We start from the raw sequence: 14,253 nt of genomic DNA, 5'->3' as shown, positions 1-14,253 counted from the left end.
ATATATGATGCTTTACAGTTTATTAAAAAATATACTTTGTGGATAAAAAGTTCGAAGATTGAGCGCTTACGATCTCATTTATGAGCGCTTTATTCTCTTCTGTCTGTTTTGTAGCCACTAAAGACCGGATTGAAAAGGCGCGTAAAGCATCGAAAACAGAGAGCGTAGCTTCCGCGGAATCCTTTCTTCCGGTGAACGGGAAGATGTCGGGACCGCGTTGACATTGGCAATTGATGTTCACGCGGCTCACCTGGTTCACCAACGGATCGATGAGCGAAGCAAGTTCCGCCGCGTCGTTGGAAAACACGGCCACCTGCTGGCCATGATCCGCTTCGATCAGGTATTGGATCGGCGTTTCGATGTCATCAAAAGGCACCACGGGGATCACCGGCCCGAATTGTTCTTCGCGGTACAGTTTCATTTTTTCATTGACGGGATACACGATAGCCGGGTATACAAACGATGCGTTGGCGGCGCCACCGAAAGGGTTCACCACTTTCGCGCCGTGCGCCACGGCATCCGCCACGCAGCTCTGGAGGTAACCCGGCTTCTGAGGCTCGGGCAGCGGAGTGAGGAACACATCTTTTTCCCAGGGCATCCCGAACTTCAGCTTGCCCACGGCAGCGGAAAGCTTCTCCAGGAATTCGTCGGCCACATTGCTGTGCACATACACGATCTTGATGGCGGTGCAACGTTGACCGTTAAACGATAGCGAGCCCAGCACACATTCTTTCACCGCTAGGTCGATATCGGCCTTTTCCGTGATGATGGCGGCGTTCTTGGCATCGAGGCCGAGGATGGCGCGGAGGCGGTTAACTTTCGGGTGCATCTTCTTCAGCTGGTTGGCCACCTTGCTGGAACCAATGAGCGTGAGCACGTTGATCTTCCCCGATTCCATGAGCGGCGCGATGATCTGGTTGCCGCGGCCGTAAATCGTATTTACCACACCTTTCGGGAAGCACTCGCGGAAAGCTTCGAGCAGCGGGTAGTGCAACAGCGTGCCGTGCTTCGGCGGTTTAAAGAGCAGCGTGTTGCCCATGATCAACGCGGGAATCAGCGTGGTGAAGGTTTCGTTGAGGGGATAGTTGAAAGGCCCCATGCATAGGACCACACCGAGCGGACTGCGACGTATCTGCCCGATGATGCCCTGCTCCACGGCGAAGGACGACGATTTGCGGTCGAGGTTCTTGAGCGCGTCGATAGTGGCGTGAATGTACTCTACCGTTCGGTCGAATTCCTTCACGGAGTCGGCGTAGGATTTACCGATTTCCCACATGATGAGTTTTACCACTTCCTGTTTTTGGGCGATCATTTTGCCGGTGAATTTCTCCACGCAGGCGATGCGCTCGGGCACCGACATGGTGGGCCATTCTCCCCTCCCGTCAGCATACGCGGCCACGGCGGCGTCGAGGGAAGCCCTGGCCTCGTCCGGGCCGCAAAGAGGGTACGAACCGATCACCCGACGCTCCAGGCCGTTGGGGGTTTTAATACAAATGGGCGATACTACCGTGTGGACGTCGCCCAGCCAGTTTTTCATAACGCCGTCTGACAGATAGCTCCGCTGGTGTATCTCGCCGGGCAGATCGTACGCCGCCGGAATAGCGGCTGCATCGGGGAATAACTGACGCAATTGGTCTTCAAAGGTTGTCATATGTTAGATTCTTGGGACCACAATTTATAAAAGTTATCGTTAAAAAATAATGAAATCATTATCAATCAATTACAGTCATGCAATCGATTGATTAAATTTACACTTATGTATTAGCGAATAGTATAAAGCGGGGTAAAATAGTATTTGACGGCGTTAAAATGGAATGTATTCACCCGATGGAGGGTGAAAATTAATTCCACTGCCGGCGTTGGAAAGCCACGATAATTTCCATCCCGTGATCCGTTGTGAAGTAGCGCGTTTTACCGTTGCGCAAACGTACTTGTATCAACTGTTTTCCGCTGTAAAACCGCAGCGGCTGGCCCTTCTGGAACCAGCCGCTGAACTATTTGGATTGACCTTTTCTATGTTTATGCTTTCAACACTTCCCGCGCGATCACGATTTTTTGGATCTCGCTGGTGCCCTCGCCAATGGTGCACAGCTTCGCATCGCGGTAAAACTTCTCCACCGGGAAATCTTTCGTGTAGCCATATCCTCCAAAAACCTGAACCGCTTCATTCGCAATGGACACCGCGATCTCCGATGCATAGTATTTAGCCATGGCGGCCTGTTTGGTCATGGGAAGATGTTTGTTCTTCATGTCCGCGGCCTGCATGGTGAGCAATTCCGCCGCCGCGATCTGCGTGGCCATATCCGCCAGCTTGAACGATATCCCCTGGAAGCTGGCAATAGGTTTATCGAATTGCTGGCGTTCCTGCGCATATTTCAAAGCCGCGTCGTAAGCGCCTTTCGCGATACCCAGCGAGAGCGCTGCGATGGAAATACGGCCACCGTCGAGCACCTTCATCGATTGTATGAATCCGTCGCCTTCCTTACCGAGCATATTGGCGGCCGGGATGCGGCAATTATCGAAAATCATTTCAGCGGTTTCCGAAGCGCGCATGCCAAGTTTGTTTTCTTTCTTACCACCGCTGAAGCCCGGTGTACCGCGTTCCACCACGAAGGCGGTCATACCATGACTGTCGCGCACTTCACCTGTGCGGGCGATCACTACGGCCACGTCGCCGCTTTTGCCATGCGTGATCCAGCACTTGGTGCCGTTGATCACCCATTCGTCGCCTTCTTTGCGGGCCACGCATTTCATGTTCATAGCATCGGAACCGGTGTTGGGCTCCGTTAGTCCCCAGGCGCCGATCCACTGGCCGGCGGCGAGTTTGGGCAGCCAGCGCCGCTTCTGTTCCTCGCTACCGAACTGCAGGATATGCCCCGTGCACAGGCTGTTATGCGCCGCGAGGCTCAATCCCACCGCGCCGCAAATCCGCGCTACTTCGCTGATCACCGTCACATATTCCAGGTACCCGAGCCCTGAGCCGCCATAGGTTTCCGGCACGAGTACGCCCATCAGCCCCAGTTCACCCATCCGGTGAAAAAGGTCTGCGGGAAATGTCTGGGACTCGTCCCATTCCATAATGTGTGGCTGGATGTTGGTTTTTCCAAAATCTTTGATCACCTGCGCAATCTGTTGTTGCATGTCCGTTGGCTGAAAATTCATAACCTGAAATTACGTTTTAAGGGGCGGTTAAGTATTTTTCAATTTTACGATAAATGGAATCATTCACCAAAGGCAATGCGCGGAGGTCTTCCACCTGCCTGAAACGCCCGTTGGCACTGCGATAGCGTATGATGGCACGGGCTAATTTCGTGTTGATGTATGGATGATCGGCCAAAGATTTTTCATCTGTCTCATTGAGATCGATTTTTCTTAGTGATTCATCACCCAGCTGTAAGTACGGTTGAATTTTTTTAAATACGGAATCCGGCAAACCGTAGGCTTCACTCACTTGTATGCGGCTGTGGAAGCCGCCGAGGCGCTCCCTGAACCGCACGATCCTCCCCGCGTACCCCGCGCCGATGTACGGCAACCGCTCCCATTCCGCACTGTCCGCTGTATTAATATCAATAACCGGCGGCGTCTTCCGCTCCCACGCCGTTTTCCGGGAACTGTCGCGCGGCCAGGGCCTGCGGAATGTACTGTCCCTTCGGTAAGCGGGCCGTTTCCAGCTGGCGCGCATGCTGTCGTACCGCCGCGTTTTCTCCCGCGCCCCTTCGGCCAGGAGCGCCGTTACCGCCCGATCCGCTTCCGCGATGCCGGAAGTATCCGTCAACGGCGGCTCCGGGCGAACGCGCGTCCACACAAATGGTAAACCCTGAAAAACTAAGATGAGGATCAGCAGACAGGCAACGCCCAGTCTTTCCCGACGGGAAAAATCAAAAAAAGTATCCGGCACAAACAATGGTTTTAATCGATGCCGAATGTAAGGATTTTTGGATTACAAATGTATTTCCAGACCATCGTAGGCGAGGTGCGCGCCTTCCGGCAACGTGGGCTCCACTTCCGCATGCAAACCAAGCTGGTGGCTGATATGCGTAAACAGCACCTGCGGCACTTCCAGCTCCTGGCCCAGCGCGATCGCTTCATCCAGCGTGAAATGGGAGATGTGTTTTTCACGGCGCAATGCGTTCAGCACGAGTACCTGCGAACCACGGATCTTTTCCTTTTCCTCCGGCGCGATAAAATTGGCGTCGGTGATGTAAGTGAAGTCGCCGAAACGGAATCCGAGCACGGGCATCTTGTGGTGCAGAACGTTTATGGGCGTGAATTTCATCCCGTTCACGAAGAAGTGTTCATCGCCGATCGTGCGGAGGTTCAGCTCCGGGATGCCGGGATATTTGAAGTCGGCGAACGCGTAGGAGAATTCGCGGATGATAACGTCTTGTGAATATTCAGAAGCGTAAATATCGATGGGCTGTTGCTGGAAAAAGTTGAACGCGCGGATATCGTCCATCCCGGCGATGTGGTCTTTGTGGGAATGCGTGATCACCACGGCTTCGAGGCGCTTCACCTGCGCGCGGAGCATCTGGTAACGGAAATCGGGCGTGGTGTCGATCACGATGTTGCCGGCCTTTTCGTCGGAAATGAGGATGCTGGAACGGAGCCGCTTGTCGCGCGGGTCTGCGGAGGCGCAGACGTGGCATGGACAGGCGATGACCGGCACGCCCTGCGAGGTGCCTGTTCCGAGGAAAGTTACTTTCACGGCTTCGGGGTTTCCGGGTTTTCGTCTGCAGGAGCTTCGCCGGCGTCGTCTTTACCGGCTTCCCCATTTTCTTTTTCCTCTTTGGCGGCGGCTTCGGCCTTGCTTTCGATTACCTGGCGGTAAAGCTTCTGCGATTCAGGCGTGAGGAAGCCTTCCTCCAGGGTGATGGCGGGCAGGATATCGAGCAGGGTGTTGATACGGCCTTCCACGTTCAGGAATTTGTTCACTACCACGACTTTCTTATGCTCCAGGATGCAGTAGCCGGAGTTGAACGTTCCCTTTTCGTAACGGATGATGTATTTGGCCTCGTCGAAAATCTTCTCCAGCTTCGCCAGGTTGGCGGGGGTACTCTTCAGGTTCATATTGTCTCCCGTTGTTTATCTATTTGCTGACCATCTTCGCTACCGGAACGATCATCTCTTCGAGAGAAATGCCGCCGTGCTGGAAGGTGTTGCGGTAATAGTTCACAAAAAAATTATAATTGTTAGGATAGCAAAGGTATCCGTCTTCGCGGGCAAAGATATAAGAAGAATTGACATTCGGCCTCGGCAGCCCCGCATCTTTCGGGTCGCGGAATGCCAGCACCTCTTTGGGATCGTAGTTCAGGTTCCGCCCGTGCTTGTAGCGCAGGTTGGTGGTGGTTTGCTTGTCGCCGATCACCTTTACCGGTGTTTTCACGCGAACGGAGCCGTGGTCGGTGGCTACGATGATATTGATCTTCTTGTCCGAAATCTTCTTCAATGCCTGGTGCAGCGGCGAATGCTCGAACCAGCTGGCGGTGATGGAGCGGTAGCTGACTTCGTCGCCGGCCAGTTCCTTGAGCACTTCCATCTCGGTGCGGGCGTGGCTGAGCATGTCCACGAAGTTATAAACGATCACGTTGAGCGGATAGTTCAGCAGGTTGTGCATGTTGTTGACGAGATGTTGCCCGTCGGCATGGTGGACCACTTTGGTATACGAGAACCTGGGATCCATTTTGAGGCGGGCCAGCTGTGCGGCGATGAATTTTTCTTCATGCATGTTTTTGCCGCCTTCCTCGTCGTCGTTTTTCCATTCATCGGGGAACTTCGCTTCGATATCGATGGGCAGCATGCCGGCGAAGATCGCGTTGCGGGCGTATTGGGTGGACGTGGGCAGGATACTGTAAAAAGTATCTTCTTCCACAACCCGGAAAGACTCGGAGAAGATGGGCTGGATGGCCTTCCACTGGTCGTACCGGAGGTTATCGATGAGGATGAAGAAATTGGGTACGGAAGGGTCGAGCAGGGGCACTACTTTCTTCGCAAAGAGGCTGTGGCTCATGATGGGCGCGTCTTTGGCGCCAGGGGCCACCCAGTCGGCGTAATTCCGGCCGATGAATTTGGCGAACTCGTTGTTGGCTTCGGCTTTCTGGGACTGGAGCACTTCGAGCATCTCAGGGCTGTCGGACTTCGCCATTTCCATTTCCCAATACACGAGTTTTTTATAGATATCTGCCCATTCTTCGTGGTTCGGGTTATCGTTGAGGGCCATAAAGAGGGTCCGGAACTGTTGCTGGTAGGCGGTGGTGGTTTTTTCGGCCACGAGGCGCTTGTTGTCGATGATTTTTTTGAGAGACAGCAGCACCTGGTTGGGGTTTACGGGCTTGATGAGGTAATCGGTGATCTGGGAGCCGATGGCCTCGTCCATGACGTTTTCAGCTTCGTTTTTGGTGATCATCACCACGGGGATCTGCTGGTTGATCTCCTTGATTTTGCCGAGGGTTTCCAGGCCGGTGATGCCGGGCATGGATTCATCGAGCAGCACGACGTCCACGATATTATCGCGGAGGAACTCGAGGGCGTCGTAGCCGTTGGTGAGGGCGGAAACGTGATAGCCTTTACTTTCCAGGAAAATGATTTGGGATTTGAGGGAATCTATTTCATCATCGACCCAGAGTATGTTGATTTGATTCATGTATACGAATTACGAATTTATTTAGAATATATTGGCAAATATTTAGATAAGGTCAAAAATCGTACCCGTGCGGTGTTAAAACGGGTTTACGGGGCTCCTGGTTCAGTAAAAGTTAGCGCGGATGGCGTAGATTTGTACCGATCGATTTAAAACAAGCGAATGACTGACCGAAAACGCAAGATTGTGAACGACCCGGTGTATGGGTTTATAACAATCGATCATCCATTGATATTCAGCCTCCTGTCGCACCCGTATTACCAGCGGTTGCGGCGGATCCACCAGATGGCGCTGGCGCACCTGGTATATCCGGGGGCCATGCATACGCGGTTCCATCACAGCATGGGGGCGTACCATCTTATGAGTTGCGCGCTGGCGGAGCTGAAGGGCAAGGGTGTGGAGATCACGGAGGAAGAGGAAGTGGCGGCAAAAATGGCCATATTATTGCATGATGTGGGGCACGGGCCTTATTCCCATGCGCTGGAGCATACGCTGGTGGAGGGCGTCTCCCACGAGGAGATTTCCCAGCTGCTGATGCAGACCCTGAACCGGGAAATGGACGGCGCGCTGGATCTTACCCTGAAGATTTTTAATGACCGGTACCATAAAAAGTTCTTGCATCAACTGGTTTCCAGCCAGTTAGATGTCGACCGGATGGATTACCTGAGCCGAGACAGCTTTTACACGGGTGTTTCTGAAGGCGTGATTTCCTACGACCGGATCATTAAGATGCTGACGGTGGCTGGCGGGGAGCTGATGGTGGAGGAAAAAGGGATTTATTCGATCGAGAAGTTTATTGTGGCGCGGAGGCTCATGTACTGGCAGGTGTATTTGCATAAAACGGTGCTGAGCGCGGAAAGCATGCTGGTGAAGGTGTTGCAGCGGGCCAAGGCGCTCGCCCTCCGTGGCGAAGAGCTGTTTGCTTCCCCCGCGCTGAAGTACTTCCTGTACCGCCGCGTGGGCCGCGAGGCATTCGGGCACGACCCCGAGGTGCTACGGCAGTTCTGCCTGCTCGATGATTACGATATCATGGGCGCCATTAAGGTCTGGGCCGGGCATCCCGATAAGACCCTGGGTACCTTGTGCGGTTGGCTCGTGAACCGCCAACTTTTCAAGGTCACCCTTCGCAACGACCCATTTGGGCCGGAAGAAGTGGCCGCCTGGCGGGAAAAAGCGACGGAAGCGCTGGGGCTTACCCCCGAGGAAGCGGAATATTTCGTGTTCACCGATACCGCCAGCCTCAAGGCGTATGACGCTGAAGATGAAAAGATTAACATATTATATAAGGACGGCAACGTGCGGGATATTTCTTCGATCGACAATGCCCTTGTATCGCATACTTTGGCAAGACCGATAAAAAAATTCTACATTTGTCATCCAAAATTCTAGGCTAACAACGTTTTATACGAACTTAACATGTTAGTGAATACATTCATATCAGCCGGAGGCAGCCTGGAAGGTAACATTTTCAAATTATAACTATGCAATTCAGCGCATTACAGCTGGCTACCATATTGAACGGTAAGCTGGAGGGGGACCCGGAAGTGAAGGTGCACAATATCGCCAAGATTGAGGAGGCAGGAGACGGCATGTTAAGTTTCATCGCCAATCCCAAGTACGAAGAATTTATTTACACCACCCAGGCCTCTATCCTCATCGTAAACGATACACTGGAGATCGACAGGCCCGTGAAGCCCACGCTTATCCGCGTGAAGGACGCATACAGCTCCTTCGCCCTTTTGCTGGAAAAATACCAGCAGATGGTGGGTGCGGGCGCCAAAACCGGCATCCAGCAGCCTTCTCATGTTCCGGCGACCGTGAAGATGGGCACCGGCGTGTTTATCGGCGCTTTCGCCTACCTCGGTGAAAACGTGCAGCTGGGTGACAACGTAAAAATTTACCCCGGCGTTTACCTGGGCGATAATGTGAAGATCGGTTCCGGCTCGGTACTGTACCCCGGCGTGAAAGTTTACGACCATTGCGTGGTGGGCAACCGCGTGATCCTCCATGCCGGCTGCGTGATCGGCGGCGACGGGTTCGGATTTGCGCCCCAGGCCGATGGCTCCTATAAAAAAGTACCCCAGGTGGGCAATGTGGTGATCCACGACGATGTGGAGATCGGCGCCAACACGACGATCGACCGCGCTACTATGGGCTCCACCGTGATCCTTTCCGGCGTGAAGCTTGACAACCTCATCCAGATCGCCCACAACGTGGAGATCGGGCAAAATACCGTGATTGCGGCGCAAACGGGCATTTCCGGCAGCACCAAGATCGGGAAGAACTGCGTGATCGGCGGGCAGGTAGGCATCGTGGGGCATATCCAGATCGCCGACGGTACGCGCATCAATGCACAGAGCGGATTGTCCAAATCCATTACTACGCCCAACACCGCCCTTACCGGCTCCCCGGCGTACGATTATAAAAGTTCGCTAAAAAGTCAGGCAATTTTTAGAAATTTGCCGGAATTGGAAAAACGGGTCAAAGAGCTCGAAGACATGGTGAAACAGCTGCTGGCGGAAAAAGCCGGCGTGTAATTATTAAAACGAAACTGAATACGTAGCTATAATGATGGACACTCAGCAACAGAACCAACAGACCCTGAAAGGCCCCGTGACCATCTCAGGCGTTGGTTTGCACACAGGCGCGCATGTGAATATGACACTCAAGCCGGCGATGCCCGGCTTCGGCATCAAATTCCAGCGCATCGATCTCCCGGATCAGCCAATCGTTAAAGCAGATGTGGATTATGTGGTAGATACCGCCCGCGGCACCACGCTCGAGCACAACGGCGCCCGCGTAAGTACGGTAGAGCACATCCTCGCTGCCCTGGTGGGCATGGGCGTAGACAACGTCCTGATCGAGATCAACGGACCGGAGATCCCCATTATGGACGGCTCCTCCCTCCCCTTCATCGAACTGATCGAGGAAGTGGGCATCCAGGAGCAGGAAGCCAAAAAGATCTGGTACTCCATCGACACCAACATCAATTACTACGACGAAGTGAAGAAAGTGGAAATGGTGGCCCTGCCCGCAGTGGATTACCGCATCACCACGCTCATCGACTTCAATTCTCCCGTTCTCGGCACCCAGCACGCCAACCTGAAGAGCCTGGCCGATTTCAAGAAAGACATCGCGCCCTGCCGCACCTTCGTGTTCCTCCACGAGCTGGAATACCTGTTGGCTAATAACCTCATCAAAGGCGGCGACATCAACAACGCCATCGTGGTGGTAGACCGCGTGATGAGCCAGGAAGAGCTGAACCGACTTGCTAAAGCTTTCGACCGTGCGGAAATCGCCGTTCACCAGCGCGAAGGCATCCTCAACAACGCACAACTCCACTTCCCCAACGAACCGGCACGCCACAAGCTGCTCGATATCGTGGGAGACCTCGCCCTGATCGGCTATCCCATCAAGGCGCATATCATCGCCAACCGTCCGGGCCACGCTTCCAACGTGGAGTTTGCCCGCAAGATCAAGGCATATATCAAAAAGAACAAGCACAACCGCGACGTTCCCATCTACGATCCCAACCAACCCGCGATCTACGACATCAACCGTATCGTGAAAACCATGCCGCACCGCTACCCGATGCTGCTGGTCGACAAGATCATCGAGCTGAGCGACACGCAGGTGGTAGGCATCAAGAACGTCACTTTCAACGAGCAGATCTTCCAGGGGCACTTCCCCAATAACCCGGTAATGCCCGGCGTACTGATCTGCGAGGCCCTGGCCCAGGTGGGCGGCATCCTTGCCCTCAACCCCAAGCCGGACCCGGAAAACTACGACACCTATTTCCTTAAGATCGATAATTGCAAATTCAAGCAAAAAGTGATACCCGGAGATACCATGGTACTGAAAATGGAGCTGCTCAGCCCTATCCGCAGAGGCCTGGTGGAAATGCGCGGAACCGCTTTCGTCGGCAATAAAGTAGCGGCGGAAGCAGACATGGTTGCTCAAATTGTAAAACGCGAAGGCTAAAATAAAAGCATGATTCATCCGCTCACATACATCCACCCGGACGCCAAAGTAGCGCCCAATGTAAAAATCGATCCTTTTACCGTTATTCATAAAAACGTCGAGATCGGGGAAGGCACCTGGATCGGTTCCAATGTGACCGTCATGGAAGGCGCCCGCATCGGCAAAAACTGCCGCATCTTCCCCGGAGCGGTGATCGCCGGCATCCCGCAGGACCTCAAATTCGAAGGCGAGGAAACCATCGTGGAAATCGGCAACAACACCACCATTCGCGAGTATGTGACCGTTAACAGGGGCACCAAAGACCGCTGGAAAACTTCCATCGGCAACAACTGCCTCATCATGGCCTATAGCCACATCGCACACGATTGCATCATCGGCAACAACTGCGTGTTCTCCAACAACACCACCCTCGCCGGGCACATCACCATCGGCGACCACGTGGTGCTGGCGGGCATGGTAGCCGTTCAGCAGTTCTGCAAAGTGGGCAATCACGCCTTCGTGACCGGCGGCTCCCTCGTCCGTAAAGACGTGCCGCCCTACGTGAAGGCCGCCCGCGAACCGCTGTCGTACGTCGGCGTGAACTCCATCGGGCTCAAGCGCAGAGGCTTCTCCCTGGACAAGATCAACCACATCCTGGACATCTACCGGATCCTCTTCGTGAAAGGCAACAATATTTCCAAAGCCATCCGCATCATCGAAGCCGAATTCCCGGCCACGGACGAAAGGGACGAGATCCTCTCCTTCATCCGCGACTCCGGGCGCGGCATCATGAGGGGATACAGCACCCGGGCGAATGACGATCTCGCTTAACCAGGTCGGCAAAAGGTATAACCACGACTGGATTTTCCGTCGTTTCACCCACACATTATCCGGTACGGGCGGTTTTGCCATTCTCGGGCCCAATGGCTCCGGTAAAAGCACCCTGCTGCAGATCATTAGCGGCCATCACCATCATAGTGAGGGCCAGATCGAATATTTCTTCAACGATCAACTGCTTCCGCAGGATCAGTTCTTCCGCAACTGCGCCATAGTGGCCCCCTACCTGGAGGTGGTGGAAGAACTGACCCTGGAGGAATGCTTCGGATTCCATCTTCAGTTCAAGTCGTTCCTCCCCGGGTTCAAACCCCGGGAAATCGCCGGCATCGTGGGCCTCGACGGCGCCTGGCAAAAACAGGTACGGCATTTCTCTTCCGGCATGAAACAGCGCGCCCGGCTGGCGCTCGCCATCTTCTCCGACGTCCGCGCCCTGCTGCTCGACGAGCCCTGCACCAACCTCGATGCCGCGGGCATCGCGTTGTACCAGCAGCTCATAGCGGAGTACGGCGGCAACCGGCTCATCATCGTGTCTTCCAACGACCCCGCGGAATACAGCTTCTGCAAGGAGCAAATACGCATCAGCGACTACAAGTAATAATTTGTACTTTCAGGCTTCATTGTGAATGATTAAATACTCCCTATGAGCATTCCAAATAAAAAAGTCGTGAACGGATGGGCCATGTACGACTGGGCCAATTCCGTCTACAACCTCGTGATCACGACCACCTTTTTTCCCCTGTACTTCATCTCCATTACCAATGCCAAATTCGGCGGCGACGTGGTGGATTTCTTCGGTTGGCAGCTGAAGAACTCCGTGCTGTACGATTATGCACTGGCGTTTGCCTACCTCCTCATCGCTTTTACCATGCCCATCCTCGGTTCCATCGCGGATACGCGGGGCAATAAAAAGAACTTCCTGCGCTTCTTCACTTACCTCGGCGGGCTGTCGTGCATGGCGTTTTTCCTGTTCACAAAGGATTCGTCGCTGGAGCTGGCGGTATTGTATTTTGTATTGGCAACGGTTGGATATTGCGGCGGGCTGGTGTTTTACAATTCCTACCTCCCGGAAATCGCGCCCGTGGCGCTGCGCGACCGCGTGTCGGCACGCGGTTATTCCTTCGGATACATCGGCAGCGTACTGCTGCAAATCATAGGCTTCGCGCTGGTATTGACGTTCGAAGCGAACGGATGGCCCGGCGACCTCGCGCCCCGAATCACTTTCCTCCTCGTAGGCGTCTGGTGGATAGGGTTTGCGCAGATCCCTTTTGTGCGCCTGCCTAAATCGCAGCCATCCGTTGAGGTACATAAAGGAGGCGTGTTTTCTGAAGGATTCACGGAATTGAAGAAAGTATACGCCCAGGTGCGCCGGATGCCCGTGCTGAAACACTTCCTGCGCGGGTTCTTCTTTTACTCGATGGGCGTGCAAACCGTGATGATGGTAGCCACGATTTTTGGTTTGAAGGAATTGAAAATGGCGCAGACCAACCTCATCGGTTGTGTGGTGATCATCCAGCTGGTGGCGATCCTCGGCGCATGGGGCATGGCCCGCCTGTCCGAACGCTACGGCAACTTCCGGATCCTGATGCTCACTGTCGTGTTGTGGATCGGGATCTGCCTTTGCGCGTATTTCATCTCTTCGGAAATGCAGTTTTACCTGCTGTCTGTAGCCGTGGGGCTCGTGATGGGCGGCATACAGTCGCTGAGCCGCTCTACCTACGCCAAGCTGATCCCCGAAACGAGGGACACCGCTTCTTTCTTCAGCTACTACGACGTGACGGAGAAATTCTCCATCGTGCTGGGGCTCTTCAGCTTCGGGTATATCGAGCATCTGACGGGCGATATGCGGACGTCCGTGCTGGTTTTGATGGGATTCTTCGTCATCGGGCTCCTTTGGCTGTTCTCCGCTTTGCGGAAACAACGTAGATTAGCAGTGGCGGAAAAACCCGCCCTCACCGAAACAATGTAACGCATGAAATTACACACGATCAATACCGGCCTCTTCAAGCTCGACGGCGGCGCCATGTTCGGCGTAGTGCCCAAAAGCATCTGGAACAAACTCAACCCGGCCGACGATAATAACATGTGCTCCTGGGCCATGCGCTGCATGCTCGTGGAAGACGGCAACCGGCTCGTCCTCATCGACAACGGCATCGGCAATAAGCAGGACGCCAAATTCTTCAGCCATTACTATCTCCATGGCGACGATACGCTCGACAAATCGCTCGCCGCCCTGGGATACCACCGCAACGATATCACCGACGTCTTCCTCACCCACCTGCATTTCGACCATTGCGGCGGCAGCATCGAAAGGGAAGGCGACAAACTGGTGCCCGCCTTCAAAAACGCGCATTACTGGAGCAACGAAGCGCACTGGAAATGGGCCACCGAGCCCAACGACCGGGAGAAAGCATCGTTCCTCCGCGACAATATCCTCCCCATCCAGCAAAGCGGTCAACTCAAATTTATCGACCAGCAGGACGGCATTTCCTTTACCGACCACATCCGGGTGCGCTTTGCCTACGGGCATACCGACGCCATGATGCTGCCCGAGATCCGGTACAACGGCCATACCATTGTGTACATGGCAGACCTGTTGCCTTCCACCGGCCACATTCCGTTGCCGTACGTAATGGCATACGACATGTTTCCGCTGACAACGCTGGAGGAGAAGAAGCGCTTTCTCATGGAAGCCAACGAGCGCGATTACGTGCTCTATTTCGAGCATGACCCGAATGTGGAATGCTGCACGCTGCAAAGCACCGAGAAAGGTATCCGCGTGCATGAAACCTTCCCGCTCGCCAATCTGTAACGTTTAAACC

General features: G+C 54.2%; 13 protein-coding genes. 7 read left to right on the top strand and 6 right to left on the bottom strand.

Annotated elements, in window-relative coordinates:
• Positions 1-22 precede the first annotated feature (22 nt).
• The 6 genes from WJU16_RS16050 to WJU16_RS16025 form a co-directional block, all read right to left on the bottom strand.
• On the bottom strand, positions 23-1,651 hold the full coding sequence (locus WJU16_RS16050) for an NADP-dependent glyceraldehyde-3-phosphate dehydrogenase (protein WP_341834496.1): 1,629 nt from the start codon (positions 1,649-1,651) through the stop codon (positions 23-25).
• Between the two features lie 368 nt (positions 1,652-2,019).
• On the bottom strand, positions 2,020-3,162 hold the full coding sequence (locus WJU16_RS16045) for an acyl-CoA dehydrogenase family protein (RefSeq protein WP_341834495.1): 1,143 nt from the start codon (positions 3,160-3,162) through the stop codon (positions 2,020-2,022).
• Positions 3,163-3,178: 16 nt separating this feature from the next.
• Positions 3,179-3,898, bottom strand: coding sequence for a helix-hairpin-helix domain-containing protein (locus tag WJU16_RS16040; RefSeq protein ID WP_341834494.1), 720 nt, complete (start codon positions 3,896-3,898; stop codon positions 3,179-3,181).
• A 42-nt stretch (positions 3,899-3,940) separates the two neighbouring features.
• A complete protein-coding gene (locus WJU16_RS16035; RefSeq protein WP_341834493.1) occupies positions 3,941-4,705 on the bottom strand; it encodes an MBL fold metallo-hydrolase in 765 nt (254 codons plus the stop codon).
• Complete coding sequence (locus WJU16_RS16030; RefSeq protein WP_341834492.1) at positions 4,702-5,067, bottom strand: hypothetical protein; 366 nt, start codon at positions 5,065-5,067, stop codon at positions 4,702-4,704. Before WJU16_RS16030 ends, WJU16_RS16035 begins: the two co-directional genes overlap by 4 nt.
• 19 nt (positions 5,068-5,086) lie before the next feature.
• Complete coding sequence (locus tag WJU16_RS16025; protein ID WP_341834491.1) at positions 5,087-6,640, bottom strand: response regulator; 1,554 nt, start codon at positions 6,638-6,640, stop codon at positions 5,087-5,089.
• 159 nt (positions 6,641-6,799) lie between these two features.
• Between WJU16_RS16025 and WJU16_RS16020 the strand changes: the two genes are divergently transcribed.
• The 7 genes from WJU16_RS16020 to WJU16_RS15990 all read left to right on the top strand — a co-directional run bounded on the left by WJU16_RS16020 (position 6,800) and on the right by WJU16_RS15990 (position 14,243).
• Positions 6,800-8,026: an HD domain-containing protein gene (locus WJU16_RS16020; protein ID WP_341834490.1), complete on the top strand. Its 1,227-nt coding sequence runs from the start codon at positions 6,800-6,802 to the stop codon at positions 8,024-8,026.
• 92 nt (positions 8,027-8,118) lie between these two features.
• Positions 8,119-9,174 carry a UDP-3-O-(3-hydroxymyristoyl)glucosamine N-acyltransferase gene (gene lpxD / locus WJU16_RS16015; protein WP_298707705.1) on the top strand — a complete coding sequence of 352 codons (1,056 nt, stop codon included), beginning with the start codon at positions 8,119-8,121 and terminating at the stop codon, positions 9,172-9,174.
• Positions 9,175-9,205: 31 nt separating this feature from the next.
• The gene (locus WJU16_RS16010; RefSeq protein WP_298707708.1) at positions 9,206-10,618 is read left to right on the top strand and encodes a bifunctional UDP-3-O-[3-hydroxymyristoyl] N-acetylglucosamine deacetylase/3-hydroxyacyl-ACP dehydratase; all 1,413 of its coding nucleotides are present in this window, start codon (positions 9,206-9,208) and stop codon (positions 10,616-10,618) included.
• A gap of 9 nt (positions 10,619-10,627) precedes the next feature.
• Positions 10,628-11,428 (top strand): acyl-ACP--UDP-N-acetylglucosamine O-acyltransferase, encoded by an 801-nt coding sequence (lpxA, locus tag WJU16_RS16005; protein WP_298707709.1) that lies wholly within the window; start codon positions 10,628-10,630, stop codon positions 11,426-11,428.
• Positions 11,412-12,029: an ATP-binding cassette domain-containing protein gene (locus tag WJU16_RS16000; protein WP_341834489.1), complete on the top strand. Its 618-nt coding sequence runs from the start codon at positions 11,412-11,414 to the stop codon at positions 12,027-12,029. The genes lpxA and WJU16_RS16000 overlap by 17 nt, the downstream gene beginning before the upstream one ends.
• A 45-nt stretch (positions 12,030-12,074) precedes the next feature.
• Positions 12,075-13,400 (top strand): MFS transporter, encoded by a 1,326-nt coding sequence (locus WJU16_RS15995; protein ID WP_341834488.1) that lies wholly within the window; start codon positions 12,075-12,077, stop codon positions 13,398-13,400.
• Between the two features lie 3 nt (positions 13,401-13,403).
• Positions 13,404-14,243, top strand: a complete 840-nt coding sequence (locus WJU16_RS15990; protein ID WP_341834487.1) for an MBL fold metallo-hydrolase — start codon at positions 13,404-13,406, stop codon at positions 14,241-14,243.
• Positions 14,244-14,253: the final 10 nt, after the last annotated feature.

The organism is Chitinophaga pollutisoli, from assembly GCF_038396755.1.
Classification (GTDB): Bacteria; Bacteroidota; Bacteroidia; order Chitinophagales; family Chitinophagaceae; genus Chitinophaga; species Chitinophaga pollutisoli.
The sequence above is the reverse complement of the archived record's forward strand: the minus strand, read 5'-3'. Positions and strand labels throughout refer to the sequence as shown.

What these genes read in the sequence shown, in the direction of transcription:
- WJU16_RS15995 (WP_341834488.1), top strand. Translation starts at nt 12,075, where the DNA reads ATGAGCATTCCAAATAAAAAAGTCGTGAACGGATGGGCCATGTACGAC.
- WJU16_RS16050 (WP_341834496.1), bottom strand. Translation starts at nt 1,651, where the DNA reads ATGACAACCTTTGAAGACCAATTGCGTCAGTTATTCCCCGATGCAGCC.
- WJU16_RS15990 (WP_341834487.1), top strand. Translation starts at nt 13,404, where the DNA reads ATGAAATTACACACGATCAATACCGGCCTCTTCAAGCTCGACGGCGGC.
- lpxD (WP_298707705.1), top strand. Translation starts at nt 8,119, where the DNA reads ATGCAATTCAGCGCATTACAGCTGGCTACCATATTGAACGGTAAGCTG.
- WJU16_RS16025 (WP_341834491.1), bottom strand. Translation starts at nt 6,640, where the DNA reads ATGAATCAAATCAACATACTCTGGGTCGATGATGAAATAGATTCCCTC.
- WJU16_RS16045 (WP_341834495.1), bottom strand. Translation starts at nt 3,162, where the DNA reads ATGAATTTTCAGCCAACGGACATGCAACAACAGATTGCGCAGGTGATC.
- WJU16_RS16010 (WP_298707708.1), top strand. Translation starts at nt 9,206, where the DNA reads ATGATGGACACTCAGCAACAGAACCAACAGACCCTGAAAGGCCCCGTG.
- WJU16_RS16020 (WP_341834490.1), top strand. Translation starts at nt 6,800, where the DNA reads ATGACTGACCGAAAACGCAAGATTGTGAACGACCCGGTGTATGGGTTT.
- WJU16_RS16000 (WP_341834489.1), top strand. Translation starts at nt 11,412, where the DNA reads ATGACGATCTCGCTTAACCAGGTCGGCAAAAGGTATAACCACGACTGG.
- WJU16_RS16030 (WP_341834492.1), bottom strand. Translation starts at nt 5,067, where the DNA reads ATGAACCTGAAGAGTACCCCCGCCAACCTGGCGAAGCTGGAGAAGATT.
- lpxA (WP_298707709.1), top strand. Translation starts at nt 10,628, where the DNA reads ATGATTCATCCGCTCACATACATCCACCCGGACGCCAAAGTAGCGCCC.